This window comes from Pseudomonas sp. MF6396 (assembly GCF_002018915.1).
In the GTDB taxonomy this organism is placed as follows: domain Bacteria; phylum Pseudomonadota; class Gammaproteobacteria; order Pseudomonadales; family Pseudomonadaceae; genus Aquipseudomonas; species Aquipseudomonas palmensis.
On record NZ_MVOK01000019.1, the window covers coordinates 1 to 25,925 of the forward strand.

At 64.7% G+C, this 25,925-nt stretch carries 23 protein-coding genes and 1 pseudogene; 10 read left to right on the forward strand and 14 right to left on the reverse strand.

Annotated features, from left to right (window positions below; genetic code table 11):
• The first annotated feature begins 213 nt into the window (after nucleotides 1-213).
• Genes MF6396_RS18680 through MF6396_RS18700 form a run of 5 tightly spaced genes read left to right on the forward strand, consistent with a single transcriptional unit; the run spans nucleotide 214 to nucleotide 4,773 of the window.
• Nucleotides 214-1,236 (forward strand): DUF5924 family protein, encoded by a 1,023-nt coding sequence (locus tag MF6396_RS18680; protein ID WP_054916017.1) that lies wholly within the window; start codon nucleotides 214-216, stop codon nucleotides 1,234-1,236.
• Between the two features lie 43 nt (nucleotides 1,237-1,279).
• On the forward strand, nucleotides 1,280-2,437 hold the full coding sequence (locus tag MF6396_RS18685) for an ABC transporter permease (protein ID WP_173925070.1): 1,158 nt from the start codon (nucleotides 1,280-1,282) through the stop codon (nucleotides 2,435-2,437).
• Nucleotides 2,434-3,228 (forward strand): ABC transporter ATP-binding protein, encoded by a 795-nt coding sequence (locus MF6396_RS18690; protein ID WP_078481269.1) that lies wholly within the window; start codon nucleotides 2,434-2,436, stop codon nucleotides 3,226-3,228. Before MF6396_RS18685 ends, MF6396_RS18690 begins: the two co-directional genes overlap by 4 nt.
• 1 nt (nucleotide 3,229) lies before the next feature.
• Nucleotides 3,230-4,168 carry an MlaD family protein gene (locus MF6396_RS18695; RefSeq protein WP_043862313.1) on the forward strand — a complete coding sequence of 313 codons (939 nt, stop codon included), beginning with the start codon at nucleotides 3,230-3,232 and terminating at the stop codon, nucleotides 4,166-4,168.
• Complete coding sequence (locus tag MF6396_RS18700; protein ID WP_078481270.1) at nucleotides 4,165-4,773, forward strand: ABC-type transport auxiliary lipoprotein family protein; 609 nt, start codon at nucleotides 4,165-4,167, stop codon at nucleotides 4,771-4,773. Before MF6396_RS18695 ends, MF6396_RS18700 begins: the two co-directional genes overlap by 4 nt.
• Here MF6396_RS18700 and MF6396_RS18705 read toward each other — a convergent pair.
• From MF6396_RS18705 to MF6396_RS18730, 6 genes are all read right to left on the reverse strand, one after another.
• The gene (locus tag MF6396_RS18705) at nucleotides 4,755-5,984 is read right to left on the reverse strand and encodes a nucleoside recognition domain-containing protein (protein WP_043862311.1); all 1,230 of its coding nucleotides are present in this window, start codon (nucleotides 5,982-5,984) and stop codon (nucleotides 4,755-4,757) included. The two genes, MF6396_RS18700 and MF6396_RS18705, sit on opposite strands and share 19 nt — an antisense overlap.
• Before the next feature lie 202 nt (nucleotides 5,985-6,186).
• Nucleotides 6,187-7,518 carry a glutamate/aspartate:proton symporter GltP gene (gene gltP / locus MF6396_RS18710; protein WP_054916020.1) on the reverse strand — a complete coding sequence of 444 codons (1,332 nt, stop codon included), beginning with the start codon at nucleotides 7,516-7,518 and terminating at the stop codon, nucleotides 6,187-6,189.
• A gap of 728 nt (nucleotides 7,519-8,246) precedes the next feature.
• Nucleotides 8,247-8,717 carry an inhibitor of vertebrate lysozyme family protein gene (locus tag MF6396_RS18715; protein ID WP_058542001.1) on the reverse strand — a complete coding sequence of 157 codons (471 nt, stop codon included), beginning with the start codon at nucleotides 8,715-8,717 and terminating at the stop codon, nucleotides 8,247-8,249.
• 2 nt (nucleotides 8,718-8,719) lie between these two features.
• Nucleotides 8,720-8,884 carry a DUF1328 domain-containing protein gene (locus tag MF6396_RS18720; protein WP_009401691.1) on the reverse strand — a complete coding sequence of 55 codons (165 nt, stop codon included), beginning with the start codon at nucleotides 8,882-8,884 and terminating at the stop codon, nucleotides 8,720-8,722.
• A gap of 57 nt (nucleotides 8,885-8,941) precedes the next feature.
• Nucleotides 8,942-9,223 carry a hypothetical protein gene (locus tag MF6396_RS18725; RefSeq protein ID WP_043862308.1) on the reverse strand — a complete coding sequence of 94 codons (282 nt, stop codon included), beginning with the start codon at nucleotides 9,221-9,223 and terminating at the stop codon, nucleotides 8,942-8,944.
• Nucleotides 9,224-9,396: 173 nt separating this feature from the next.
• Complete coding sequence (locus MF6396_RS18730) at nucleotides 9,397-10,230, reverse strand: BON domain-containing protein (protein WP_043862307.1); 834 nt, start codon at nucleotides 10,228-10,230, stop codon at nucleotides 9,397-9,399.
• Between the two features lie 207 nt (nucleotides 10,231-10,437).
• Here MF6396_RS18730 and algB point away from each other — a divergent pair, with 207 nt between their 5' ends.
• Both algB and MF6396_RS18740 read left to right on the forward strand, forming a co-directional pair.
• Nucleotides 10,438-11,784: a sigma-54-dependent response regulator transcription factor AlgB gene (gene algB, locus MF6396_RS18735; protein WP_043862306.1), complete on the forward strand. Its 1,347-nt coding sequence runs from the start codon at nucleotides 10,438-10,440 to the stop codon at nucleotides 11,782-11,784.
• Between the two features lie 8 nt (nucleotides 11,785-11,792).
• Nucleotides 11,793-13,568, forward strand: a complete 1,776-nt coding sequence (locus MF6396_RS18740) for a KinB sensor domain-containing domain (RefSeq protein ID WP_173925029.1) — start codon at nucleotides 11,793-11,795, stop codon at nucleotides 13,566-13,568.
• 42 nt (nucleotides 13,569-13,610) lie between these two features.
• Here the strand turns inward: MF6396_RS18740 and MF6396_RS18745 are convergent, their stop codons facing one another.
• The 7 genes and pseudogenes from MF6396_RS18745 to MF6396_RS29560 all read right to left on the reverse strand — a co-directional run.
• Nucleotides 13,611-15,230: an EAL domain-containing protein gene (locus tag MF6396_RS18745; protein WP_043862304.1), complete on the reverse strand. Its 1,620-nt coding sequence runs from the start codon at nucleotides 15,228-15,230 to the stop codon at nucleotides 13,611-13,613.
• A gap of 75 nt (nucleotides 15,231-15,305) precedes the next feature.
• Nucleotides 15,306-16,082 (reverse strand): N-acetylmuramoyl-L-alanine amidase, encoded by a 777-nt coding sequence (locus MF6396_RS18750; protein WP_043862303.1) that lies wholly within the window; start codon nucleotides 16,080-16,082, stop codon nucleotides 15,306-15,308.
• Between the two features lie 64 nt (nucleotides 16,083-16,146).
• Nucleotides 16,147-18,081 carry a GGDEF domain-containing protein gene (locus tag MF6396_RS18755; RefSeq protein WP_078481272.1) on the reverse strand — a complete coding sequence of 645 codons (1,935 nt, stop codon included), beginning with the start codon at nucleotides 18,079-18,081 and terminating at the stop codon, nucleotides 16,147-16,149.
• 23 nt (nucleotides 18,082-18,104) lie between these two features.
• Nucleotides 18,105-18,959 carry an endonuclease/exonuclease/phosphatase family protein gene (locus MF6396_RS18760; protein ID WP_043862301.1) on the reverse strand — a complete coding sequence of 285 codons (855 nt, stop codon included), beginning with the start codon at nucleotides 18,957-18,959 and terminating at the stop codon, nucleotides 18,105-18,107.
• Nucleotides 18,960-18,970: 11 nt separating this feature from the next.
• On the reverse strand, nucleotides 18,971-19,603 hold the full coding sequence (gene dsbA / locus MF6396_RS18765; protein ID WP_043862300.1) for a thiol:disulfide interchange protein DsbA: 633 nt from the start codon (nucleotides 19,601-19,603) through the stop codon (nucleotides 18,971-18,973).
• Nucleotides 19,604-19,768: 165 nt separating this feature from the next.
• Nucleotides 19,769-20,386, reverse strand: coding sequence for a c-type cytochrome (locus MF6396_RS18770; protein WP_043862299.1), 618 nt, complete (start codon nucleotides 20,384-20,386; stop codon nucleotides 19,769-19,771).
• A 63-nt stretch (nucleotides 20,387-20,449) separates the two neighbouring features.
• Nucleotides 20,450-20,536, reverse strand: a pseudogene (locus MF6396_RS29560) (cytochrome C); the annotation flags it as partial.
• Nucleotides 20,537-20,803: 267 nt separating this feature from the next.
• On the opposite strand from MF6396_RS29560, the gene yihA reads away from it, so the two are divergent.
• A complete protein-coding gene (gene yihA / locus MF6396_RS18775; protein WP_054916024.1) occupies nucleotides 20,804-21,436 on the forward strand; it encodes a ribosome biogenesis GTP-binding protein YihA/YsxC in 633 nt (210 codons plus the stop codon).
• Between the two features lie 289 nt (nucleotides 21,437-21,725).
• Here the strand turns inward: yihA and polA are convergent, their stop codons facing one another.
• Nucleotides 21,726-24,506, reverse strand: coding sequence for a DNA polymerase I (polA, locus tag MF6396_RS18780; RefSeq protein ID WP_078481273.1), 2,781 nt, complete (start codon nucleotides 24,504-24,506; stop codon nucleotides 21,726-21,728).
• A gap of 74 nt (nucleotides 24,507-24,580) precedes the next feature.
• Between polA and MF6396_RS18785 the strand changes: the two genes are divergently transcribed.
• Together MF6396_RS18785 and MF6396_RS18790 are read left to right on the forward strand one after the other, a co-directional pair.
• Entirely contained in the window at nucleotides 24,581-24,868 is a 288-nt protein-coding gene (locus tag MF6396_RS18785; RefSeq protein ID WP_043862296.1) for a DUF2782 domain-containing protein, read from the forward strand.
• 64 nt (nucleotides 24,869-24,932) lie between these two features.
• Entirely contained in the window at nucleotides 24,933-25,883 is a 951-nt protein-coding gene (locus MF6396_RS18790; protein ID WP_043862339.1) for a homoserine kinase, read from the forward strand.
• The last annotated feature ends 42 nt before the right edge of the window (nucleotides 25,884-25,925 follow it).

A 25,925-nucleotide genomic window follows, 5' to 3' on the forward strand; every position in this document is an offset into this window, starting at 1 on the left:
GTTGGGGCTAGGGGTGTTGCTGGCGGGCATGCTGCTATGGCGGCGGCGCCGCTGACGCTACCGCGGATGTAGGAGCCGGCGTTGCCGGCGAATGCCGCACCGCGCAGCCATGCCGAACGCGTAACGGCCTTCGCCGGCAACGCCGGCTCCTACAAGCGCAGCAAGCAGCGTATCCTGTAACAGATTTTTACCTCACCCAGCGAACGCCCCACCATGCCCGCACTTCTCCTGCGCCTGATCGACCTGATAAAGCGCTACCCGGGGGTCATCGCCCTCGGCGGTTTCATTTCCGGTATCGGCAGTTTCATCCTGGTCGACCGTCAGGAAGGCCTGGCCAGCTGGGTCGCCATCCTGCTGCTGGTGAGCTGGCTGTGGCTGATGTTCGAGAACACCTTCACCCAGCTGTTCACCCGCCTGTTCAAGCGCGAGATCCCGCAGCCGCTGCTGCGCTACGCCACGCAGATGATCCACCAGGAAAGCCTGTTCTTCGTGCTGCCGTTCTTCTTCGTCACCACCACCTGGAACAGCGGACAGCTGGTGTTCACCGGCCTGCTGGCCGGCGCCGGGCTGGTGTCGATCGTCGACCCGCTGTACTACCGCTGGCTGGCGCCGCGCCGCTGGCTGTTCCTGGCCCTGCACACCCTGACCCTGTTCGCCGCGCTGCTCACGGCGCTGCCGATCATCCTGCACCTGACCACGTCGCAGAGCTTCAAGCTGGCGCTGGGCATCGCCATGCTGCTGTCGTTCCCGAGCCTGGCCAGCAGCTTCCCGATCAATCACTGGCGCCGTGCCGCCATGCTGGTGCTGGTCACCCTGGCCGTTGGCGGCAGCGGCTGGCTGCTGCGCTCGTGGGTGCCGCCGGCGACACTGTGGATGACCGAAGTGGCCATCAGCACCCAGCTGCAGAACCGCACCCCCGGCGACAGCCTGGAGCAGGTCAGCGCCAGCCAGATCCGCAGCGCCGGGCTCTATGCCTATACCGCGATCAAGGCCCCGCGCGGCCTCAACGAACGCATCTACCACGTATGGAAACAGGACGGCAAAGAGGTCGATCGCATTGCCCTGAACATCAATGGCGGGCGCAAGGAAGGCTACCGCGCCTGGACCCACAAGCAGGTGTTCCCCAGCAACCCGGTCGGGCACTGGCAGGTGCGCGTGCTCACCGAAGACGGCCAGGTGATCGGCGTGCTGCGCTTCGAGGTGGTTGATGACGGTCAAGCATCCGTCGCCAAGTGACGCTATGCTCTGACCCGGCGCACTGGAGCGCCTGCCGGACTGTCTGGAGCCTATGACCACCACCGTCACCCCCGCCAGCGCCACCCTCGATACCACGCGCAGCCCGGCCTGCCTGCGCATCGCCGGCGACTGGACCCTGGCCAACTACACGCCGCTCAAGCGCAGCACCGAGGCCCTGCACGGCCAGTACGATGCCAGCGCCCAGGTCGACCTCGCCCAGCTGGGCAAGCTGGACACCGCCGGCGCCTCGCTGCTGGTCGAACTGCTGGGTGCCGAGCGCCTGGGGCAACTGGCCGATGACCACGCCAGCCCGCTGTCGGCCGCCGACCGCGCCTTGCTGCACACCGTGTACTGCTCGCTACAGGACTACTGCCTGCCAGAGCGCCAGCCGGAAACGTCCGTGCTGACCCAACTGCTGTGCCGCATCGGCCGGGCAGTCGACGTGCTGTGGCAAGACACCCGGCAACTGCTCGGCTTCATCGGCCTGATCATCGCCACCCTGGCCCGGCGCCTGCTGCAACCCAGGCGCTGGCGTATGACCGCCGTGGTCGCGCACATCGAACAGACCGGCCTGGACGCGGCGCCCATCGTCGCGCTGCTGACCTTTCTGGTGGGTGCGGTGGTGGCCTTTCTGGGCGCCACGGTGCTGGCCAGTTTCGGCGCGAGCATCTTCACCGTCGACCTGGTGGCGTTCTCGTTCCTGCGTGAATTCGGCGTGCTGCTTACCGCCATCCTGATGGCAGGACGCACCGCCAGCGCCTTCACCGCGCAGATCGGCTCGATGAAGGCCAACGAGGAAATCGATGCGATCCGCACCCTGGGCCTGGACCCGGTCGAGCTGCTGGTGGTGCCGCGGGTGCTGTCGCTGCTGATCGCGCTGCCATTGCTGACCTTCGTCGCGATGCTGTGCGGCATCATCGGCGGCGCCGTGGTGTGCGCGGTGTCGCTGGACATCTCGCCGGCGATGTTCCTGTCGCTGCTGGAAAGCGACATCGGCGTGCAGCACTTCCTGGTGGGCCTGGCCAAGGCGCCGTTCTTCGCCTTCCTGATCGCGGCCATCGGTTGCCTGGAAGGTTTCAAGGTGACCGGCAGCGCCGAATCGGTCGGCGCCCACACCACCTCGGCGGTGGTCCAGTCGATCTTCGTGGTGATCGTGCTGGATGCGGTGTTCGCGCTGTTCTTCATGGAGATGAGCTGGTGAGTGAGGCAAGCCGCGAGAAGGTCATCGAGGTGCGGGGCCTGTGCAACCGCTTCGGCACCCAGAGCGTGCACGAACAGCTCGACCTGGACCTGTACCGCGGCGAGATCCTCGCCGTGGTCGGCGGCTCGGGCAGTGGCAAGTCGGTGCTGCTGCGCAGCATCGTCGGCCTGCGCCGGCCCAACGAGGGCACGGTGAGGATCTTCGACCAGGACCTCAGCCAGGCCAGCGACCAGCAGCGCTCGCAGGTGGAGCGTCGCTTCGGCGTGCTGTACCAGAAGGGCGCGCTGTTCTCGTCGTTGACCGTCACCGAGAACGTCGCACTGCCGCTGATCGAACATGCCGGCCTGAGCCGCGCCGACGCCGAGCATCTGGCCGGGGTCAAGCTGGCCCTGGCCGGGCTGCCGCTGTCGGCGGCCGACAAATACCCCGCGTCGCTGTCGGGCGGCATGATCAAGCGCGCCGCCCTGGCCCGCGCCCTGGCGCTGGACCCGGACATCCTGTTTCTCGACGAGCCCACCGCCGGGCTCGACCCGATCGGCGCGGCCGCCTTCGACCAGTTGATCCTGACCCTGCGCGATGCACTGGGCCTGAGCGTGTTCCTGATTACCCACGACCTGGACACCCTCTACACCATCACCGACCGCGTGGCCGTGCTGGCGCAGAAGAAGGTGCTGGTGGCCGGCCCCATCGACCAGGTCTCGGAAACCGACGACGCGTGGATTCACGACTATTTTCATGGCCCGCGCGGCCGTGCGGCCTACCAGGCCGCCACAGCGCTCAAGGAGAACTGAAATGGAAACCCGCGCGCACCATGTGTTGATCGGGCTGGTCACCGTGCTGGTGGTGGCCGGCGCCATGCTGTTCGGCCTGTGGCTGGCCAAGTCGAGCGTCGACAGCACCTTCAAGGACTACGAGGTGGTGTTCAACGAGGCCGTCACCGGGCTGTCCAAGGGCAGTGCGGTGCAGTACAGCGGGATCAAGGTGGGCGATGTGATCAGCCTGCGCCTGGACCCCAACGACCCCCGCCGGGTGCTGGCGCAGATCCGCCTGAGCGCCGAGACCCCGATCAAGCAGGACACCCAGGCCAAGCTGACCCTGACCGGCGTCACCGGCACCTCGCTGATCCAGCTCAGCGGCGGCACCCCGCAGAGCCCGCCGCTGGAAGGCAAGGGCGGCCGGCTGCCGGTGATCGTCGCCTCGCCATCGCCGATTGCGCGCCTGCTCAACAACAGCAGCGACCTGGTGACCAACATCAACCTGCTGCTGCACAACGCCAACCGGCTGTTCTCCGAAGAGAATGCCACCCGCCTGGGCGCCACCCTGGCCAACCTGGAGCAGACCACCGGCGCGATTGCCGGGCAGCGCGACGACATCCGCCTGGCCATCCAGCAGATGGCCCAGGTGGGCAAGCAGGCCGGCGCGGCGCTGGAGCAGACCAGCCAGCTGATGCGCAACGCCAACAGCCTGCTCGGCAGCGACGGCAAGCAGATCGTCAACAGCGCCGACCAGGCCATGCAGTCACTGGCGCGCAGCACCGCCACCATCGACGCGTTGCTCACCGACAACCGCGAGGCGATCACCAGCGGCGCCCAGGGCTTCAACGAACTGGCCCCGGCGATTCGCGAACTGCGCGATACCCTGACTGCCTTGAAGGGCATCTCCCAGCGCCTGGAGGCCAACCCCAGCGGGTACCTGCTGGGCCGCGACAAAAACAAGGAGTTCACCCCATGAGCCGCCCCTGCCGCACCCTCGCCCTGGCCGCGCTGCTGAGCCTGAGCAGCGCCTGCTCGATCCTGCCCAAGGCGGAGCCGGCCGACGTGTACCGCCTGCCGGCGGCGCAACCGGTGCGCAGCAACGCCGCACCCGTGGCCTGGACCCTGCGTATCAACAAGCCGCTGGCCAGCGAGATCCTCGGTACACCGCGCATTGCCGTGGTGCCGGCAGGCGACCTGATCAGCAGCTACAAGGGCGCACGCTGGGCCGACCCGGTGCCGGCACTGCTGCGCAACCGCATGCTCGACGCCTTCCAGCGCGACGGCCGGGTACAGCGGGTAAGTGCCGACGACGCCAACCTGCAGGCCGACTACGAGATCGTCGGCGAACTGCAGGCGTTCCAGAGCGAGTACAGCGATGCCGGGCTGGCAGTAGTGGTGCGCCTGGATGCGCGACTGGTGCAGGGGCGTACCCAGCGCGTGCTGGCCAGCCACAGCTTCGAGGTGCGCCAGCCGGTGGCGCAGACCCAGGTACCGGCGGTGGTCGGCGGCTTCGGCCAGGCCACCGACCGGCTGATGGCGCAACTGGTGGACTGGACCGTGGCTCAGGCGAAGAACCAGTAGCACACCGCGATGGCCGCCAGCACCCCGGCCAGCTCGGCCAGCAGCGCGCAGCCCACGGCGTGGCGTGCGCGCTGGATACCCACGGCGCCGAAATACACCGCCAGTACGTAGAAGGTGGTTTCGGTGCTGCCCTGGATGGTCGCGGCCACCAGTGCCGGGAAGCTGTCCACCCCGTGGGTCTGCATGGTCTCGATCAGCATGGCCCGCGCCGCGCTGCCGGAGAACGGCTTGACCAGCGCGGTGGGCAGGGCATCGACGAAACGCGTGTCCCAGCCCAGCCATTCGATGACATGACGAATGCCGTCCAGGCCGAACTCCAGCGCCCCCGAGGCGCGCAGCACGCCGACCGCGCACAGCATCGCCACCAGGTAGGGCAGCAGGCTCTTGGCCACGTCGAACCCTTCCTTGGCACCTTCGACGAAGGTTTCGTACACCGGCACCCGCTTGAATGCGCCGATCAGCAGAAACAGCATGATCAGGCCGAACAGCGTGAGGTTGCCCAGGATCGACGACAGGGTGGCCAGCGCGGTGGCCGACAGGCCCGCCAGCAGCGCCATGAAGCCGCCCAGCAGCAGCGCGCCGGGCACCATGTAGGCGAGCACCACCGGGTCCCAAAGGCGCAGGCGCTGCATCACCGCCACCGACAGCAGGCCCACCAGGGTCGAGGCGCTGGTGGCCAGCAGGATCGGCAGGAACACCAGGGTCGGGTCCATAGCGCCTTGCTGGGCGCGGTACATGAAGATGGTCACCGGCAGCAGGGTCAATGACGAGGCATTGAGCACCAGGAACAGGATCTGCGCGTTGCTTGCCGTGGTGGAGCTGGGGTTGAGCTCCTGCAGGGCGCGCATGGCCTTGAGGCCGATAGGCGTGGCGGCGTTGTCCAGGCCCAGGCCGTTGGCGGCGAAGTTCAGGGTGATCAGGCCCAGCGCCGGGTGGCCGGGCGGTACCTCGGGCATCAGGCGACGGAACAGCGGGCCGAGTACCTTGGCCAGCCAGTCGACGATGCCGGCCTTTTCGGCGATCTTAAGAAAGCCCAGCCACAGGGTCAGGGTACCGAACAGCAGCACCATGACTTCGACCGAAAGCTTGGCCATGGCGAAGATGCTCTCGACCATGGCGGCGAAGATGCCCGCGTTGCCACCCACCAGCCACTGCACCAGTGCGGAGAGGGCGGCCACCACGAAAAAGCCGAGCCAGAGGCCGTTGAGCATTGGTCGTTTCCCTTGCAAGTTGGAGCGCATGATAGCGGGGTGGGTAGGCAGACGCCATAAACGGCGGCGGCCCATTCGCCGGCAAGGCCGGCTCCTACAGGTTCGGCGTCGTCTGTAGCAGCCGGCCTTGCCGGCGAAGCTTCTGGCAGGCAACAAAAAGCCCCGACGGGTCGGGGCTCTTGTGTTTCAGGCCGTCAGCAGCTTAGTGCTGAGCGGTCTCGCCAGCCGGCGCCGGGGTCTTGCTGCGCCAGTGCGGCAGCGAGTTCCAGTACGCCTGGCCCTTGGCATCGTCATACATGCCTTCCCAGCGCGAGATGACCAGCACCGCCAGGGCGTTGCCGATCACGTTCAGGGCGGTACGCGCCATGTCCATGATGCGGTCGACACCGGCGATGAACGCCAGGCCTTCGAGCGGGATGCCCACACTGCCCAGGGTCGCCAGCAGCACCACGAACGATACGCCCGGCACACCGGCAATGCCTTTGGAGGTGACCATCAGGGTCAGCACCAGCAGCAGTTGCTGGCTGATCGACAGGTCGATGCCGTACAGCTGCGCGATGAAGATCGCCGCGATGCTCTGGTACAGGGTCGAACCGTCCAGGTTGAACGAGTAGCCGGTCGGCACCACGAAGCTGCAGATGGCCTTGGGCGAACCGTAGGCTTCCATCTTCTGGATCACGCGCGGCAGCACGGTCTCGGAGCTGGCGGTGGAATAGGCCAGGATCAGCTCGTCCTTGAAGATGCGCATCAGCTTCAGGATCGAGAAACCGAACAGGCGGGCGATCAGGCCCAGCACCATGAAGGCGAAGAAGGCGATGGCGAAGTACACCAGCAGCACCAGCTTGGCCAGCGGCAGCAGCGAGGCGAAACCGAAGTTGGCCACGGTCACCGCAATCAGGGCGAACACGCCGATCGGGGCGTAGTTCATGATCATGTGGGTGACCTTGAACATGGCTTCCGACACGCCCTGGAAGGTTTTCACCAGCGGGTCGCGGATGTCTGCCTGCAGGCTCGACAGGCCCAGGCCGAACAGCACCGAGAAGAAGATGATCGGCAGCATCTCGCCACGCATCAGCGCTGCAAAGATGTTCGACGGGATCAGGTTGAGGATGGTCTCGATGAACGCATGCTCATGCTGCACCTCGGCGGCGGTGGCCTGGTACTTGGAGATATCCACGGTGCCCAGGGTGCTCATGTCGATGCCGGCGCCCGGGTGGAACAGGTTGGCCAACACCAGGCCGACCACGATCGCGATGGTGGTCACCACCTCGAAATAGATGATGGTCTTGAGGCCGATACTGCCAAGTTTCTTCGCATCGCCAACCCCGGCGATACCCACGACCAGCGACGAAATCACGATCGGGATGACGATCATCTTGATCAGGCGAATGAAGATGTCACCTGCCGGTTGCAGGACGTTACTGATCCACCATGCCTTTTCTGCACTGAAATGGTTCAGCAACGCCCCGATGGCGATCCCCAATACCAGACCGATGAGGATTTGCCAGGCGAGGCTTAGTTTTGCCTTCTTCATGTCGTTACCCTTTGTTCAAGTGGACACGGTCACTGCCTTGAAACCTGCATTCTAGAGCCGCTGAAAGCGATTCCCTGGAGTTTTCATGGTGCAGGCAATGCGCCGTAGAAGGTCACCGCAAGTGAGCGCAAGGGGCGCTCGGACCAGCGAAAAAGGCGCAACTATTCCGATGCAGGCGCACTGAGTCTAATGCCGTAAATGACTACCCTATGCCGAATCGGCATGATCTTTTTGGCATGAAACGGACGTCCCAGCGGCAGAAAACCTACCCGTTCGGAATCCCGAATAAGGCCAAAGCGCCATGATTAGGCCGATACAGCGGTATCTACAAACCGGCAAAACAGCGTTGTTCGACAATCCGAATGCGTGAAAAACGTCATTTGGCAGGTCAAAGAAGTCAGGAATTTTTTTGATGGGTGGTCAGCCGTCTGGCCGATCTGTCACTTTCAAGCGGGGAAATGCATCAGGCTTGCGCCGGGTGCACAAGTCTGACCGGGGGCTGCCCTGGCGGCATGCGACCCCGGTCCACGACTGTGTTGCCGTTTACCACCCTGACCCGGCCCATGAAGGAGGTACTCCCTGTACCCCTAGGCCCCTCCGATCCTGTAGCAATCAGAGCAGCCCGGCCCCCTGGTCATGCGTCCGCTCTCCTCGAGCGGGCGCAGCATAGAAACTGGAACAGGCAAAAGGTTCAGCTTCCATGGTGATACTGATGCGTCCGGCGACACTCAGTAATAGTTCGGGTCTTTCTTCAGCTGCTCTTCGAGCATCTGTTTCATGCCGTCATTCGGCTCGCCCAACCAACGCTTGTCGGTGTGACGGCTGGGTGACTTGTCGGCAGGCAGGCCGGCGGGTACCTGGACCCACAGCGCGTATGCCTCATCCTTGTCCCAGCTGAAGGCCACGATAAGACGGCTGCTGTCGCAGCTCTGCTCGGTCTCACACAAGGGACCGACCAGATACTTGTCGCCGTCTTCCTCGATCGCCGTCATCTGCTCGGTGGAAGCACCACTGAGGTTGATGACCCAATCGGGCAGCCGCTCCTGCTTTTTGACCACTTTCTGCCAGGTTTCCCGGTACTCGGGGTCCGAACCAAGCAGTTGGCTGGTCCGGACCTGGCCGTCATTGGCCGCCATCGCCGCTGTACAGGCCCCCACCATCAGGGCGCCTGCCAGGGCTCTGTAGAGCGTCCCTTTCATAGTCAACCTCTACCGCGACGACCGAAGAAGAAGGAAGCGACGAACAGTACCAGGAAGACAATGAAGAGAATCTTCGCGATACCGGTAGCGGCGCCGGCGATACCACCGAAGCCCAGTACGGCAGCGACAATGGCGATGATCAGGAAGGTGATGGCCCAACTTAACATGGTGTTTCTCCTTACCGTTTTTGAAAGCGGTTGTGTCAGATGTGGGGCATTGCTCGGTCAGAACACCCAGCGTTCCTGCGGCACGACGGTTTCCACGGTGGCCGCATCGACCGAGTGGGTACGTGGCGCGGTCCTGGCTTCCAGCATCGAAGCACGCGTGGCCTGCACATGGGCCACGTGATAAGCCTGTACGGACATCTGGTTGGCGATCTGCTTGGACTGCCAGATGCTGTACATCTGCCCTGCAACCAGGGTCAGAAGCGCCGCCAGGCAGAGAAACAGCAACTGGCGTACGTGAAGCGGGGAAATCTGCACTAGGGCGGCGGTTAACAGGTTCATGCCGGGCTCCTCTGCTGCATCGTTGTTATTGACTGATAGAGTCATTGCAGCCTGCATGCCAGCTTTTGAAATCAAATAAAACGCTTATAAATCAACATCTTAGGTATGTACTGAGGGCAGCTGCAGGACGCATCCTGCACGATGCCCCCCAGGGCCTCGTGCGATTTGCACGATCAGCCCTCCACCTTGATCGCCACCTTGAGCATGTCGGCGTCCACCCCGCGCACGCCGCGGATCTGGCGGGCAATCTCCTGGGCGATGGTCTTCTGCTCGTTGCTCATGACTTCCCCGGACAGGCGCACCACGCCCTCCTGTGTCGCCACCTTGATGTTGGGCCCGTCCAGGTTGCGGCTATATAAGAAGCTGGTCTGCACCTTGTCGTTGATCCACGCGTCGCTCTGCACCTCGGCCGCTGCCGCAGCGGCCTGCTCGCGGGCCTGGGCCGGGTCGCTCACGCCCAGGCTGATCAGATTGTTGACCAGGTACACGCCATCGGTAGAGGCCGCCACGCTGCCGGCCATCTGCTTGGCCTCTGCGCTGGTCACCCGGCCACGCAGGGTGACCACCCCGGCCCGGCTGTCGACTTCGATGGGCAGGCCCTGGGTCTGGCTGCTCCACAGCAGGCGGGCGCGGATAACCGCCCCCAGGGTGGCGTCCTCCAGGCGCTGGGCATAGGCGCGCCGTTGCAGGGTTTCATCCACCAGCTCGGGGTTGACCTGCAACTGGTTGTCGACCTGCTCGATGCCGGCGGTGGCCAGTGCCACCTGCGCCGCCAGCTCGCGCTCCACCTCGTTCTCCACCTCGCCCTGCAGGCGGGCGGTCTGACCCTGGATGGCCACTTCGATCTTGAACGGGTTGAGCAGTCGGTTGAGCGCCAGGGCGGTCTGCAAGGCGCCTTCCTGACGGGCCTGCTGCAGGCCGGGTTCGGCCGCCGAGGCGCTGGTGACACCCAGCGGGGTGAGCAGAAGTGCGGCAGTCAGAACTGCCAACGGGCGTATTGCACGCATGATGAAGCCTCCTGTTGGTCAGAAGGAACATCATCGCAATCGTTGTGCCAGTGCTCAAAAAATAAACAAACTCATTATTTTCAATGAGTTAGTCATATTCGCAGCAGGGAGCTAGCATGCAGGGCGCGGAATCAATCAGAATCGACCATGCAACTTGCCCGATTTTTCCGAGACTAACCAAGAACATTCTTAAAGGAGCGTAGGAAAATGGAATCTGCCACGGAACATCAGGGCCGCATTCTGCTGGTAGACGACGAGTCCGCAATCCTGCGTACCTTCCGCTATTGCCTGGAAGATGAAGGCTACAGCGTGGCCACGGCCAACAGCGCCGCCCAGGCCGAAACCCTGTTGCAGCGCCAGGTGTTCGACCTGTGCTTTCTGGACCTGCGCCTGGGCGAGGACAACGGCCTGGACGTACTGGCGCAGATGCGTATCCAGGCGCCGTGGATGCGCGTGGTCATAGTGACCGCGCATTCGGCGGTCGACACCGCTGTCGATGCAATCCAGGCCGGCGCCGCCGATTACCTGGTCAAACCGTGCAGCCCTGACCAGCTGCGCCTGGCCACTGCCAAACAACTGGAGGTGCGCCAGCTCTCGGCGCGTCTGGAGGCCCTGGAAGGGGAAGTGCGCAAACCCAAGGACGGCCTGGATTCCCACAGCCCGGCCATGATGGTGGTACTCGAAACCGCGCGCCAGGTGGCCAACACCGACGCCAACATTCTGATCCTTGGCGAGTCCGGTACCGGTAAAGGCGAGCTGGCACGTGCCATTCATGGCTGGAGCAAACGCTCGCGCAAGGCCTGCGTGACCATCAACTGCCCGTCGCTGACGGCCGAACTGATGGAAAGCGAGCTGTTCGGCCATAGTCGCGGGGCATTTACCGGGGCCAGTGAAAGCACCCTGGGCCGGGTCAACCAGGCCGACGGCGGCACCCTGTTTCTCGACGAGATCGGCGACTTCCCGCTGACCCTGCAACCCAAGCTGCTGCGCTTCATCCAGGACAAGGAATACGAGCGGGTCGGCGACCCGGTCACGCGCCGTGCCGACGTGCGGATTCTGGCAGCCACCAACCTCAACCTGGAGGACATGGTGCGCGACGGGCGTTTTCGCGAAGACCTGCTGTACCGTCTGAACGTGATTACCCTGCACCTGCCGCCGCTGCGCGAACGCAGCGAAGACATCCTGACCCTGGCCGACCGCTTCCTGGCCCGCTTCGTCAAGGAATACGCGCGCCCCGCCCGCGGTTTCAGCGACGAGGCCCGCGCCGCGCTGCTCAACTACCGCTGGCCGGGCAACATTCGCGAGCTGCGCAACGTGATCGAACGGGCGAGCATCATCTGCCCGCAGGAGCGGGTCGAGGTCAGCCACCTGGGCATGGCCGAACAACCCACCAGCAACGCGCCGCGGGTGGGGGCTGCATTGAGCCTCGACGAGCTGGAGCGCGCGCACATCGGTGCAGTGCTGGCCACCAGCGACACCCTTGACCAGGCCGCCAAGACACTGGGCATCGATGCCTCGACGCTGTACCGCAAGCGCAAGCAGTACAACCTGTGAAGCTGGCGATGAAGCTGCGCACGCGGCTTTTTCTCAGCATCTCGGCGCTGATCACCGTGGCCCTGCTGGGCCTGATTCTGGGCCTGGTCAGCGTGCAGCAGATGGCCAGCTCGCAGCAGAAGCTGATCAGCGACAACTCCTACATCCTCGACCTGGGCCTGAAGCTGCGTCAGAACCTGGGTGAACAGCTGTCCCTGCTGCTGGACCCGGACAGCGAGGTGCAGGCGCTGCAACCGCTGCAGGACAAGTTTCAGCAACTGCTCGACGAGGGCCTGAGCCATGAACGCCAGGCCGAGGGGTTTGCGGGTTTCAGTACCGCCAACCGTGATTACCAGGCCTTCCTCAAGGCCTTTCGCGACAGCCCCGAGCCCAGCCGCAACCTGGGCCCGGACCAACCCCTGGGCGAAGCCTTCAACCAGTTGCGCACCGACCTGATCGACTCGCACAAGCAGGCCCTGGCGCATATCAACCACAGTGAACAGAAGGCCCGCGAACGTGCCCTGCTGGTCTCCAGCATGCTGGGCCTGCTCGGGCTTGCCGTGCTGGTGCTGGGTTTCATCACTGCCCACGGCATCGCACGCCGCTTCGGCCAGCCGATCGAGGCGCTGGCCAAGGCCGCCGACCAGATCGGCCAGGGCAACTTCGAGGTCACCCTGCCGGTAACCCCGGCCGTGGAGATCAACCAGCTCACCCGCCGTTTCGGGCTGATGGCCGAGGCACTGCGCAAGCATCAGGCCACCAATGTCGACGAACTGCTGGCCGGCCAGCAGCGCCTGCAGGCGGTGCTCGACAGCATCGACGACGGCCTGCTGATCATCGACCGCGAAGGCCATCTGGAACACCTCAACCCGGTGGCCCAGCGCCAGCTGGGCTGGGACGCCAGCCGCCTGGGCCAGGGCCTGGGCAAGGCGCTGCAACGCCCGGAGCTGGACGATCAGCTGCGCCTGATATTGCGTGGCGGCAGCCTGGACCGCGTGCCGGACGACCTGAGCCTGGAAATAGATGAAGAAACCCGCCTGCTGGCCTACAGCCTGACCCCGGTGTGCCATCCACAGGGGCAGATCCTGGGCGCGGTGATGGTGTTGCACGACGTCACCGAGCAGCGCGCCTTCGAACGGGTGCGCAGCGAGTTCGTGCTGCGCGCCTCCCACGAGTTGCGCACCCCGGTGACCGGCATGCACATGGCCTTCGGCCTGTTGCGCGAGCGCCTGACGTTTCCAGCCGAGAGCCGCGAGGCGGACCTGTTCGACACCATTGGCGAGGAGATGCAGCGGCTGACCCAGCTGATCAACGACCTGCTCAACTTTTCGCGCTACCAGAGCGGCTTGCAGAAGCTCGAACTGCAACCCTGCGCGATCGACGAGTTGCTGTCGCGGGCCCGCGAGCGCTTCGCAACGGCGCTGGCCGACAAGCAGATCGAGTTGCGCGTGGAGCTTGCCGCGCCACTGCCGCGCATCCAGGCCGACCCGGCGCAACTGGACCGGGTGCTGGACAACCTGCTGGACAATGCCATCCGTCATACGCCGGTGGCGGGCAGTATCCGCCTCAATGCCCGGCGGCATGCCGAACGGGTGATCATCAGTATCGAGGACAATGGCGAAGGCATTGCCTATGGCCAGCAGGGGCGGATTTTCGAGCCCTTCGTGCAGGTTGGACGCAAGAAAGGCGGTGCCGGGCTGGGCCTGGCACTGTGCAAGGAGATCGTGCAGTTGCATGGCGGGCGCATGGGCGTGTACTCACGGCCAGGGCAGGGCACGCAGTTCTACATGGCGCTGCCGGTGTAACCGCCTTCGCCTGCAGGCGCCAGCCTTGCTGGCGAAGGGGCGCTACGCCTCGTCATCGATCCGCCGCGGCCCCAGCCGCCGCCCCCGGGTCACCAGCTCGACGAACTGGCGCGCACTGAGCGGGTGCGCGAACAACCAGCCCTGGCCATAGTTGACCCCCTCGCTGTTGAGCAGCAACGCCTGGTCCTCGTACTCGATACCCTCGGCGATCACCCGCAACTGCAGGGCGTGGGCCATGCGGATGATGTGCGGGGCCACGCCGCTGCTGGCCGCGTCGTGCCCCAGGGCATCGATGAACGCCTTGTCGATCTTCAGGCAGTCCACCGGCAAGGTCTGCAGGTAGGCCAGGCTGCAATAGCCGGTACCGAAGTCGTCGATCAGCACCTGGTGCCCCACCGCCCGCAAGGCCTGCAGGTTGTCCCGCGCCACCACCACGTCGATCAGCCCGCGCTCGGTGACCTCGAAGGCGATCTGGCTGGCCGACACATGGTGCAAGGCCAGCAGGCGCGCCGCCACCCGGCCGATGCGCGGCACCATCACATCGCACGCCGCCAGGTTCACCGAGATATACAACTGGCGGTTGGCGCGCAGCAGCTGGCCCAGCTGTTCGAGCACACGCTGCAGCACGAAGTCGGTGATCTGGCGGATCTGCCCGGTGTTCTCCGCCAGCGGGATGAACAGGTCGGGGCTGGTCAGCGTGCCGTCGGGGCGACGCCAGCGCACCAGGGCCTCGGCGCCCACGCAGCGCCGGCTGGCCAGCTCGAAGATCGGCTGATACAGCACCTGCATTTCGCCACGGCGCAGCGCGCCCTGCAGCTCCGAGCTCATCGAACGGCTCTGGCGCACCAGCTGCAGCACCAGCCAGCCGATGCACCAGGCCAGCAGCAGGCTGCCGGGGAACAGCAGCCAGAGCACGCCGTTCATCTTCAGCGACAGGCTTTCGCGCGGGGTGATCAGCACCAGCTGGTAGTCAGGCGATTTGGTGGGCATGCGGTATACCAGGCGATCGGGCAGTTCCATCAGGTCCACCCTGGGCGGTGGCGGCCACTGGTCGCCGGGCGGCCACGGCTGCTCCGGGCCCAGTACCGGCACGGCACGCGCGCCGTGGTCGAGCACCACCAGCAGGCTGCCACCGGGCGGCAGGTCGACCACGTCGGTCAGGTGCCCGCGCGACGTCGACACGCGAAAGTGCCCACGCCCCAGCACCAGTGCGGCGCGGTTGTCGTCGGGTTCGGTGGTGGTATTGAGCCAGTAGCTGTAGGTGGGGCCCTGGATGTCCGGTGCCCGCAGCGGGTCGAAGTTGCTGCTGCCCAGCCGGTTGGAGCACGACTGCGTGCCGTCGAGGTAAGTGGCCTCGAACACGAAGCGGTTGTCGAAGGTCACCTGCTGCAAGGCTGCCTGCATCGCACTGCTGCACCCGCGCAGGGGCTGTGCCTGAAGGGCGTCGACGCTTTCGCGCAGTTGGCCGAAGATCTGCTCCAGGCGTTCGAGAAAGCGCTCGCCCTTGGCGTTCATCTGCGCGCTTTCGCGCTGCTGCACCTGGTGCATGGCCACGCCGAGGCTGGCCAGCAGCAACAGGGTTGCACTCGCCGTGGCCGCAAGCGTGGCCAGCAGCCAGGGTCGATAGAGGAGGCGACGCAACGTGGCAAGGGCAGGCGACATCAAGAATCATCCCGTTGAATACCATGAGGTATAGCAACTGCCGGACGAATCAGCCTGCCCGTTGGGCGGTACCGCTCAGCGCTGGCTGTTCAGCACCTGCAGAATCGCGGCAGTCTGGGCATCCGGCTGGCCGTCGAACAGCTGTGGCCGAAAGCGCATCTGGAACGCTGCCAGTACATGCCGGGTGCTCACGTCCAGCTCGCCGGTCTGCTCGATGGCGTAGCCAAAGCGCGCCAGTTGCTGCTGGTACCAGGTGATGCTTGGCGGGTTGACGTCAAAGCGCGCGCGCTGCTGCGCCACCGCCTGAGCGTTGGGCCAGACGCCAAGGCCGGCGTCGGCCAGGCGTTTCCAGGGGAACATCGGGCCCGGGTCGAGCTTGCGCAGGGGCGCGATGTCGCTGTGGCCGATGATGTGTCGTGGCTGGATGCCGTTGCGCTGCACGATGTCCTTGAGCAGTACGATCAGCGCCTGGATCTGCGCCTCGCTGTAGGGGTGCCACACGCGCCCGGTGGGGGTGTCGGTGAAGCCCGGGTTGACGATCTCGATGCCGATGGAAGTGGAGTTGAGCCAGGTCCGGCCCTCCCACTGGCTGTCGCCGGCATGCCAGGCGCGACGACTTTCATCCACCAGCTGATAGATGGTTGCCGGGTTGTCGCCGATCAGGTAATGGCTGCTGACCTCACCGTGGGTCAGCAGGGCCAGCGAGCGCTCGAGGTTGGCATTGGTGTAATGCAGCACCACGAACTGGATGCGGTTGTCCTGGTTGACCGAGGGGTGGCTACGGTCGATCTTCAGGCCGGTGGCGCAACCGGCCAATGTCAGCATCACAAGCGCGGTAAGGAAGGCTTTCATGGAAATGGGGCAGGGCCTGGGCAGTCGGTAATGCAATAGCATAACGTATCCTGCGCAAACCCGTTCACCCCTGTTCGACGCGGTTGCGACCCAGGTGCTTGGCGCGGTACAGCGCCTCGTCGGCGCGCTTGAGCACTGCGTCGCTGCGCTCGCCGGAGCGGAACGCGGTGATGCCGATGGACAGGGTGATGGTCACCCGTTCGCCCTTGAAGTGGAACGGGCAGGCTTCGATGGCGCCGCGCAGCGTCTCGGCCAGCTCGATACCGCTACCCAGCGCGGTCTGCGGCACCAGCAGGACGAACTCCTCGCCGCCGAAGCGGGCGATGAAATCGCGGCTGCGCAGACGCTTGCGCAGCTCGTTGGCAACGATCTTGAGCACCTTGTCGCCGGCCTGGTGGCCGTAGCTGTCGTTGATGCGCTTGAAGTGGTCGAGGTCGGGCATGGCCATCAGCAGGTGGCCGCCGTTTTCCTGCCAGGCGAGCATTTCCTGCTCCAGGCGCTCGGCCCAGGCGGCGCGGTTGGGCAAGCCGGTGAGCGGGTCGATCAGGGCCTTCTGGCGCTGTTCTTCAAGGTGCTCGCGGTAGCCCAGGGCTTCCTGCTCCATGCTCGCGACCCGCTCGGCCAGGCCTTGCAGGCGGCTGGCCAGTTCCTGCTCGCGCAGGTCACGCTGATGCTGGTGCTCGTCCATGGTGCCGAGCAGGCCCTCGAGGCGGTTCTCGAGGATGTGCTTGAGACTGTCGAGGTCGGCAGCGCCCTGCACGCTGCTTTGCAGGCCATCGACCTGTTCGCGCAGCTGGGTATTGAGGTCGCGGGCGACGGAGCTGTTGTCGGCATGCCCTTCGCTGGCCTCCTGCAGGTGGCTCTGGAACGTCTCGAGGCGCTCGTTGAGCTGTTGCAGGTAGGCTTCGAATTCATGCTGGCCGCTGTCGGTGATGGCCAGCATCAGTACCGCCAGGTCATCCAGCACCGGCAGCAGCTCGTACCAGTTCAGCCCGTGCTCCAGGCGCTGACGCACCGCCAGGGCCTGGGGCTTGTGGCGTTCGGGCAGGGTCAGGTCGTCGAGCAAACCGAGCAGGGTCTGCTCGATATGGGTGGCGACGGAGCTATAGGAAGGCTCGGTGCCGTCCGGGAGGGCGTAGAGGAGTTCTTCGGGGGTGGGTTCGGGTGCCCCATCGACTTCGACAGCGTCCGCGTGCTCGGTCAGCACCGGGGCAGGCGTGGGTGGCGGTGTGAGCGCTGGGGCCTCTTCGCCAGCAAGGCTGGCGCCTACAGTGTAGGAGCCGGCATTGCCGGCGATGGGCTGCGCAGCAGCCTCGGCGTCCTCTGTGTCGACCAAGGCTGGGGGCTCGGGCAACGGCTGCAGTTCATCCACATCCGCCGCAGCCGGCACAGGCTGCTCATGCACAGGTTCGACCGCTGCTTGCGCCACCGGCTCCAGGGCCTGCGCCTCGGGTTGAGCGACCTGCGTCTCTTCTTCACGCCCGCCAAACAAGCGTTGCAGAAACCCCGGCTTGCTCGCCTCTTCTGGGTGCTCCAGCACCGCCAGCGCCTTGCCCTGCAAGCCACTGAGCTCGCTCAGCAGCAACGGCATCTCGCGTGACTGGCTGGCCCGCGCATCCAGCTGCTTGGCAAATTTCTTCAGCGGTCGGCTGACCTCGCTGGGCAACGGCAGCTTCTGCAACTGGGCCACCAGCGCGTTGAGCGCGGTGCCTACCTGGGCGATCCGGGTTTCACGGCGCTGCTCGGAATCGAGCACGGCCTTTTCCAGGCGCGGGATCAACCCGGCCAGGGCGGCGTCCATGTTGTCGGTACGGATGACCTCGCGCATTTCCTTCATGCACTGGTCTACCGCGCGGTCGCTGCCTTCGGCCGCCAGGGTGCTGCGCACCAGGCCGCGGCGCAGCAGGTCGAGACGGGCGTCCCACCGGCGTTCGAGCTTTTCCTGCTGCTCGATGCTCTTGAGGTATTTTTCTTTCCAGCGTTGAGCTTCGTCGGTCATGCCAAGGTCCGCAGATAAGGGGACTAACGCAAGGCCGGAAGGGTATCGACAGTCAGGGCATCAGGCAAACGAATCTCGACCGCCACGGGGAGATGGTCGGATATCGGCTGGGACAGCACCTCGACCCGTTCCAGAGTGAGGCTCGGGCTGAGCAGAATATGATCAAGGCAACGCTGTGGTCGCCAGCTGGGGAAGGTCGCTTCGACCTGCGGCGCAATCAGGCCCAGGTCGCGCAGCGGGGAGTGCTGCAGCAGGTCGGTGGCATGGGTGTTCATGTCGCCCATCAGCACCTGGTGACGATAGCCGCCGATCAGCTCGCGGATGTAGCCCAGCTGCAGGGCACGGGTTCGCGCGCCAAGCGCCAGGTGCATCATCACCACCACCAGCGCATCCTCGCCTTCACCGAACCGCACCAGGATCGCACCGCGGCCGGCCGGGCCGGGCAGCGGGTGGTCTTCGAGCAGTTGCGGCTTGAGGCGGCTGAGCACGCCGTTGCTGTGCTGGCCCAGGCGCCCGAGGTTGCGGTTGAGCTGCTGGTACCAGTAGGGGAAAGCACCCAGTTGCGCCAGGTGTTCCACCTGGTTGACGTAGCCCGAGCGCAGGCTGCCGCCGTCGGCTTCCTGCAGGGCCACCAGGTCGAAGTCGCCCAGCAGGTTGCCGATCTTCTGCAGGTTGCCGGCACGCCCCATGTGCGGCAGCAGGTGCTGCCAGCTGCGGGTCAGGTAGTGCCGGTAACGCTCGGTGCTGATGCCTACCTGGATGTTGAAGCTGAGCAGACGCAAGCGACCGTCGGACGGTAGACCACTTGCATCGATATGGTGCTCGTTGACCTGCGGTTCGTGCAGGCCGACGAGGCGCTCGGATTTCCAGCGGCGCATAGTTTCGCCTCTTATTTGGCGGCGCGTTCCTTGGCAATCAGTTGGTCAGCAACGTTCAGTACGCCGTTCGGGCCACCTGCGGTGCCCAGGTCGAAGGTGTACTTGCCGTTGACGACCATGCTCGGAACGCCCTTGATGTTGTACTGCTTGGCAAGTTCCTTGGCCTGGTTGACCTGTCCCTTGATGGCGAACGAGTTGAAGGTGGCCAGGAACTTGTCCTTGTCCACACCCTGGGTGGCCAGGAAGTCGGCCATCTCTTCAGGCTTGGTCAGGTGCTTGCGCTGGTTCTGGATGGCATCGAACACGGCCGCATGCACCTTGTGCTCCACGCCCATGGCTTCCAGGGTCAGGAACATCTGCCCGTGGGCGTCCCATGGGCCGCCGAACATGGCGGGAATACGCTTGAAGTTCACGTCGTCGGGCAGCTTTTCGACCCACGGGTTGATCGTCGGTTCAAAGCTGTAGCAATGCGGGCAGCCATACCAGAACAGCTCGACCACTTCGATCTTGCCAGGCTGGGACACCGGTACCGGGTTGCTCAGCTCGACATATTCCTTGCCGGCGATCACAGGGTCTGCGGCCTGGACCGTCATACCGAAGGCGCTGGCGGCGACCAGCGCGGCGCCGAGAATCAGATTACGCATGCGTTACTCCTGAGCAGTGATGTGTCGCCTCGTCGCGACCTGGGTTCAGACAGGCCGGGGCAGGCCCGAGTTCGTTAGTGTAACGGCAGCGGGCACAAAAAAGGGTGGCCCGGGCCACCCTTTTCATTTTTGCGCCGCTGTATTAACCCAGCGTTAAACCGGGGCTCAGTGCAGGCCCTGGATGTAGCTGGACAACGCGTCGATGTCCTTGTTGCTCAGCTTGCTGGCGATGGTGCGCATGGTGGTGGCATCGCCATCGTTGGTGCGGTTGCCTTCACGGAAGTCCGTCAGCTGCTTGGCCACGTAGCTTGCGTGCTGACCACCCAGGTGCGGGAAGCCGGCGGCGGCAATGCCTGCGCCGTTGGGCGAGTGGCAACCGGTGCAGGCCGGCAGGCCTTTTTCCAGATCACCGCCGTTGAACAGTGCACGACCACGCTCGACCAGCGCCGGGTCGGCGGCGCCCACGCTGCCTTTCTGGCTGGCGAAATAGGCCGCGATATCGGCCAGGTCCTGATCGTTGAACGCGGCCAGCATGCCGGTCATTTCCAGCACGGTACGTTTGCCCGACTTGATGTCGTGCAGTTGCTTCTCCAGGTATTTCTCGCCCTGGCCGGCCAGTTTCGGGAAATTCGGCGCCATGCTGTTGCCGTCGGGGTTGTGACACGCGCCACATACAGCGGTTTTTGCCTGACCGGCAGCAGCATCCCCAACGATATTGCCGGCAGCGTTGGCAGCCCCGGTGATGCCTAAGGTCAACAGCAGACTCACGAATAGTTTGTTCATCAGCTAATCCAACTACGGCTAAGGGTGAAAGAGTTATGTATCGAGGCAACCTGTCTTGTTGACTCACCCGGTCAGGGTGGCCTGATCGTCCTCGTTACTGCAGTCCATGCACAAACCACGCGGCGGCATAGCCTTGAAACCCTGGGGAGCTGCTTCGACAGCCTCTGCGGTCCCTTATGTCAGGCGTGACTTCCACGCTGTAGGGATCCTGTGTAGCCTGAGCGCCGAATACGACCCTTTCAGGGTTGGGGCTGCACTGCGTCTACTGCGCAAGCTTGGTCAAGCAGCTCCCGTGCACATCCTCCTACGCTGGGATAATGCGCACACAAAAACTGGGGCATTATATACTCCCGTGCCTGAAACGGAAACGACACCGCTTGCCGAGACCCCCTCGAGCAACGCCCAATCGGAAATACCATGCAAGTCAAAAACCCCATCCTCGGACTCTGCCAGCAGGCCAAATTCGCCCTCAGTGCCGCCAAAGTCGACCAGTGCCCGGACGACGAAGGTTTCGAAGTGGCCTTTGCCGGCCGCTCCAACGCCGGCAAGTCCAGCGCCCTCAACACCCTGACCCACGCGAGCCTGGCGCGCACCTCGAAAACCCCGGGGCGTACCCAGCTGTTGAATTTCTTCAGTCTGGACGACGATCGGCGTCTGGTCGACCTGCCGGGCTACGGTTATGCAAAGGTGCCGATCCCGCTCAAGCAGCACTGGCAGCGCCACCTGGAGGCCTACCTGGGCAGCCGGGAGAGCCTCAAGGGCCTGATCCTGATGATGGACGTGCGCCATCCCATGACCGACTTCGACAAGATGATGCTCGACTGGGCCGTGGCCAGCGGCATGCCGATGCACATCCTGCTGACCAAGGCCGACAAGCTGACCTTCGGCGCGGCCAAGGGCACGCTGCTCAAGGTACAGGCCGAAATCCGCAAGGGTTGGGGCGACAGCGTGACCATCCAGCTGTTCTCGGCGCCCAAGCGCCAGGGGCTGGAAGAGGCCTACACGGTACTGGCTCGCTGGCTGCAACTGCCGGACAAGCCCGCAGAATAAGGGCTGCCCGGCAAATGCCGGGCAAAAAAAACCCCGGACTTCGTATGGGGAGGGGGAAGTTCGGGGTTCAAGTTCCGGACCGCTAGGGCGGGGTCCAGATATCTGCCAACACTTAACACAACATAGGAGCATCGAAGGGCTTCACCAGCCATTCAGTTACTCTGAGTCGTGGTTCACCGGTTTAGTTCCTCGGCGCGGGAAACTATTTTCCATAGGCCGAAAAAGCAGAAATTGCCGCGACCTTATGCCGCAGCAAATTTCTGTTTTTGGTAGGCACCAAGCACGCTTTTCAGTGCGCCTCGTCCCAGTTCGCCCCCACGCCCACATCCACCACCAGCGGTACATCCAGCTGCGCGGCACCGCTCATGTGCACGCGAATCTCCTGCGCCACCTGTTCCACCAGGTCCTCGCGCACTTCCAGCACCAGTTCGTCGTGCACCTGCAGGATCACCCGGGCATCCAGCGCAGTGCTCGCCAGCCAGTTGTCCACCGTGACCATGGCGCGCTTGATGATGTCAGCTGCGGTGCCCTGCATCGGCGCGTTGATCGCGGTACGCTCCGCGCCAGCGCGCTCCTGCGGACGGTTGGAGTGAATGGTCGGCAGGTACAGGCGCCGTCCGAACAGCGTTTCCACGTAGCCCTGGTCGGCCGCCTGCTTGCGGGTGCGCTCCATGTAGTCGCGCACGCCCGGGTAGCGGGCAAAGTACACGTCGATGTAGGCCTTGGCCGTCTTGCTGTCGACGCCGATGTCCTTGCCCAGCTTCTTTGCGCCCATGCCGTAGATCAGGCCGAAGTTGATCGCCTTGGCGCTGCGCCGCTGGTCGGAGGTCACGTCGCCAAGCTCCACCTTGAACACTTCGGCCGCGGTGGCAGTGTGCACGTCCAGGCCGTTGCGGAAGGCGCTGAGCAGGCCCTCGTCCTTGGCCAGGTGGGCCATGATGCGCAGCTCGATCTGCGAGTAGTCCGCCGCCAGCAATTTGTAGCCGGGCGCCGCGATGAAGGCCTGGCGAATGCGCCGGCCCTCGGCGGTACGCACCGGGATGTTCTGCAGGTTCGGGTCGCTGGACGACAGGCGGCCGGTGGCAGCCACCGCCTGCTGGTAGGAAGTGTGGATACGCCCGGTACGCGGGTTGATCTGCTCGGGCAGGCGGTCGGTGTAGGTGCTCTTGAGCTTGCTCATGGAGCGGTACTGCATCAGCACCTTGGGCAGCGGGAAGCCTTCCTCGGCCAGCGCCTCAAGGGCTTCTTCAGCCGTCGACGGCTGGCCCTTGGGGGTCTTCTTCAGTACCGGCAGGCCGAACTTGTCATAAAGGATGGCGCCCAGCTGCCTGGGCGAACCCAGGTTGAACGGCTCGCCCGCCAGCTCGATGGCTTCGCGCTCCAGCGCGTCCATCTTGTCGCCCAGCTCGCCGCTCTGGATCCTGAGCAGGTCGGCATCCACCAGCGCGCCCTCGCGCTCGATACGCGCCAGCACCGGCACCAGCGGCATCTCGATATCGCTCAGCACACTGGCCAGGCTTGGCAGCGCCGCCAGCTCGGCGTGCAGCTTGTGGTGCAGGCGCAGAGTGATGTCGGCATCTTCGGCGGCGTAGGGGCCGGCCTTGTCCAGGTGGATCTGGTTGAAGGTCAGCTGCTTGGCACCCTTGCCGGCAATGTCGGTGAAGCCGATGGTGGTGTGGTCCAGGTACTTCTTGGCCAGGCTGTCCATGTCGTGGCGGGTGGCCGTGGAATTCAGCACATAGGATTCGAGCATGGTGTCGAAGGCCACCCCACGCACGGTAATGCCCGCGCAGTTGGCCAGGATGTTGATGTCGTACTTGGCGTGCTGCCCGACCTTGGCCTTGTTCGGGTCTTCCAGCAGCGGCTTGAGCGCGTTCAGCACCAGCTCGCGGTCCAGCTGCTGCGGAGCGCCTTCGTAGTCGTGTGCCAGCGGGATGTAGGCGGCCTCATGGGGCTTGACCGCAAACGACAGGCCGACCAGCTGGGCCTGCTGTGCATCGACCCCGGTGGTTTCGGTATCGAATGCGAACAGCTCGGCGTCCTTGAGCTTTTGCAGCCACACGTCGAAACGTGCCTTGTCCAGAATGGTTTCATAGGCGGCCTCGACAGGGGCTGCCGGCTCGGCAACGGCCACCGGGGGCGCCTCGGCGTCGGGTGTGGCGGCAGGGGGCGGGGCGAGCTCCAGGCGCTTGTTCTCGCGCTGAACTTCGTCGATCCAGCCCTTGAACTCGAGTTCGGTGTACAGCTGCAGCAGCGTTTCGCGGTCAGGTTCGCCCAGGTGCAGGTCGTCCAGCCCGACCTCCAGCGGCACGTCGACCTTGATCGTGGCCAGCTGGTACGACAGGAACGCCAGCTCCTTGTGCTCCAGCAGCTTGGCCGGCAGGGTCTTGGCCCCGCGGATCGGCAGGCTCGGCACCAGGTCGAGATTCTCGTACAGCTCCTTGATACCGCCATTGACGCCCACCAGCAGGCCGACGGCGGTCTTCTCGCCCACGCCCTTGACCCCGGGGATGTTGTCGGATGAGTCGCCCATCAGCGCCAGCAGGTCGATGATCTGCTCGGGTGCGACGCCGAACTTCTCCTTCACGCCCTCGATGTCCATCGACGAGCCCGACATGGTATTGACCAGGGTAATGTGCGCATCCACCAGCTGGGCCATGTCCTTGTCACCGGTGGAGATCACCACCGGGCGGGTCGCCGCGGCGCTGCTGCGGGCCAGGGTGCCGATCACGTCGTCGGCCTCGACCCCCTCCACGCACAGCAGCGGGAAGCCCAGCGCCTTGACGCTGGCGTGCAGCGGCTCGATCTGCACACGCATGTCGTCGGGCATGCTCGGCCGGTTGGCCTTGTACTCGGCGTACATCTCATCGCGAAAGGTGCCGCCCTTGGCGTCGAACACCACCGCGAAGGGGCTGTCCGGGTACTGCTTGCGCAGGCTCCTGAGCATGTTCAGCACACCCTTCACCGCGCCGGTGGGCATGCCCTTGGAGTTGGTCAGCGGTGGCAGCGCGTGGAACGCGCGGTACAGGTAGGACGAACCGTCCACCAGGACGAGGGGAGCTTGGCTCATGAGCAGAATCAACCTTTTCAACGGGCCCGGCGCTAGAATGTCCGGAACATTGACGACAAAGGGACAAGGTTATCATGCGTAGACTAAATCGCCTGTTGCTGCTCGGTGTGTTGGCTGCCGCTCCACTGGTAGCCAATGCGGCGGATGAAGCGCCTTCGGCCGATCCGGATGTAACCATTCGCACGGAAGGCGACAAGACCATCCAGGAATACCGCCAGAACGGTTTCCTGTATGCCATCAAGGTCACCCCCAAAGGGGGCAAGCCTTACTTTCTGGTGCGCGCAGACGGCTCGGAAGGCAACTTCATCCGTTCCGACCAACCCGACATGCTGATTCCTTCCTGGAAAATCTTCGAGTGGTAATGCGGGCCCCTACCATCCACCTGGCACTTCCTGCGGGAAGTGCCCGAATGAGCAGTTTTTGACCATGTCTGTCTTCACCCCACTGACCCGGCCCGAGCTGGAAACCTTTCTGGCGCCCTATGGACTGGGTCGCCTGCGGGACTTCCAGGGAATTGCCGCCGGCACCGAGAACAGCAACTTCTTCGTCAGCCTCGAACAGGGTGAGTTCGTGCTGACACTGGTCGAACGCGGGCCGATCCAGGACCTGCCGTTCTTCATCGAACTGCTCGACGTGCTGCACGAGGCCGACCTGCCGGTGCCCTATGCGCTGCGCACCCGCGACGGCGTGGCCCTGCGCGAGCTGGCCGGCAAGCCGGCGCTGCTGCAGCCGCGCCTGCCGGGCAAGCACATCAAGGTGGCGAACAACCAGCATTGCGTACAGGTGGGCGAACTGCTGGGCCACCTGCACACCGCGACCCAGCACAAGGTGCTGGAGCGCAAGACCGACCGTGGCCTGGACTGGATGCTGGCCACCGGCGCCGAACTGATGCCGCGCCTGAACCCGACGCAACAGGCGCTGCTGCAGGGCTGCCTGGACGAGATCGTCGCGCACCAGGGCCAGATCATGGCGCTGCCGCGGGCCAACCTGCACGCCGACCTGTTCCGCGACAACGCCTTGTTCGAAGGCACCCACCTGACCGGGCTGATCGATTTCTACAATGCGTGCTCCGGGCCGATGCTGTATGACCTGGCGATTACCCTGAACGACTGGTGCTGCGACGATGCCGGGCAGATCGACCCGCCGCGGGCGCGGGCGTTGCTCGGTGCATATGCGGCGCTGCGCCCGTTCACCGCAGCCGAGGCACACCTGTGGCCGGTGATGTTGCGGGTGGCCTGCGTGCGGTTCTGGCTGTCGCGGCTGATTGCGGCCGAGTCGTTTGCCGGGATGGACGTGCTGATTCACGACCCGGCGGATTTCGAGGTGCGCCTGGCGGCGCGTCAGCAGGTGGACATCGCCCTGCCGTTCGCGTTGTAACTGAGCCACTCGAGGTTGGAGCCGGCCTTGCCGGCGGAGCCG

Excerpts from the sequence above, each read along its gene's own strand:
- MF6396_RS18680 (WP_054916017.1), top strand. The coding sequence starts at position 214 with ATGCCCGCACTTCTCCTGCGCCTGATCGACCTGATAAAGCGCTACCCG.
- MF6396_RS18695 (WP_043862313.1), top strand. The coding sequence starts at position 3,230 with ATGGAAACCCGCGCGCACCATGTGTTGATCGGGCTGGTCACCGTGCTG.
- MF6396_RS18700 (WP_078481270.1), top strand. The coding sequence starts at position 4,165 with ATGAGCCGCCCCTGCCGCACCCTCGCCCTGGCCGCGCTGCTGAGCCTG.
- MF6396_RS18705 (WP_043862311.1), bottom strand. The coding sequence starts at position 5,984 with ATGCTCAACGGCCTCTGGCTCGGCTTTTTCGTGGTGGCCGCCCTCTCC.
- gltP (WP_054916020.1), bottom strand. The coding sequence starts at position 7,518 with ATGAAGAAGGCAAAACTAAGCCTCGCCTGGCAAATCCTCATCGGTCTG.
- MF6396_RS18715 (WP_058542001.1), bottom strand. The coding sequence starts at position 8,717 with ATGAAAGGGACGCTCTACAGAGCCCTGGCAGGCGCCCTGATGGTGGGG.
- MF6396_RS18720 (WP_009401691.1), bottom strand. The coding sequence starts at position 8,884 with ATGTTAAGTTGGGCCATCACCTTCCTGATCATCGCCATTGTCGCTGCC.
- MF6396_RS18725 (WP_043862308.1), bottom strand. The coding sequence starts at position 9,223 with ATGAACCTGTTAACCGCCGCCCTAGTGCAGATTTCCCCGCTTCACGTA.
- MF6396_RS18730 (WP_043862307.1), bottom strand. The coding sequence starts at position 10,230 with ATGCGTGCAATACGCCCGTTGGCAGTTCTGACTGCCGCACTTCTGCTC.
- algB (WP_043862306.1), top strand. The coding sequence starts at position 10,438 with ATGGAATCTGCCACGGAACATCAGGGCCGCATTCTGCTGGTAGACGAC.
- MF6396_RS18740 (WP_173925029.1), top strand. The coding sequence starts at position 11,793 with ATGAAGCTGCGCACGCGGCTTTTTCTCAGCATCTCGGCGCTGATCACC.
- MF6396_RS18745 (WP_043862304.1), bottom strand. The coding sequence starts at position 15,230 with ATGTCGCCTGCCCTTGCCACGTTGCGTCGCCTCCTCTATCGACCCTGG.
- MF6396_RS18750 (WP_043862303.1), bottom strand. The coding sequence starts at position 16,082 with ATGAAAGCCTTCCTTACCGCGCTTGTGATGCTGACATTGGCCGGTTGC.
- MF6396_RS18755 (WP_078481272.1), bottom strand. The coding sequence starts at position 18,081 with ATGACCGACGAAGCTCAACGCTGGAAAGAAAAATACCTCAAGAGCATC.
- MF6396_RS18760 (WP_043862301.1), bottom strand. The coding sequence starts at position 18,959 with ATGCGCCGCTGGAAATCCGAGCGCCTCGTCGGCCTGCACGAACCGCAG.
- dsbA (WP_043862300.1), bottom strand. The coding sequence starts at position 19,603 with ATGCGTAATCTGATTCTCGGCGCCGCGCTGGTCGCCGCCAGCGCCTTC.
- MF6396_RS18770 (WP_043862299.1), bottom strand. The coding sequence starts at position 20,386 with ATGAACAAACTATTCGTGAGTCTGCTGTTGACCTTAGGCATCACCGGG.
- yihA (WP_054916024.1), top strand. The coding sequence starts at position 20,804 with ATGCAAGTCAAAAACCCCATCCTCGGACTCTGCCAGCAGGCCAAATTC.
- polA (WP_078481273.1), bottom strand. The coding sequence starts at position 24,506 with ATGAGCCAAGCTCCCCTCGTCCTGGTGGACGGTTCGTCCTACCTGTAC.
- MF6396_RS18785 (WP_043862296.1), top strand. The coding sequence starts at position 24,581 with ATGCGTAGACTAAATCGCCTGTTGCTGCTCGGTGTGTTGGCTGCCGCT.
- MF6396_RS18790 (WP_043862339.1), top strand. The coding sequence starts at position 24,933 with ATGTCTGTCTTCACCCCACTGACCCGGCCCGAGCTGGAAACCTTTCTG.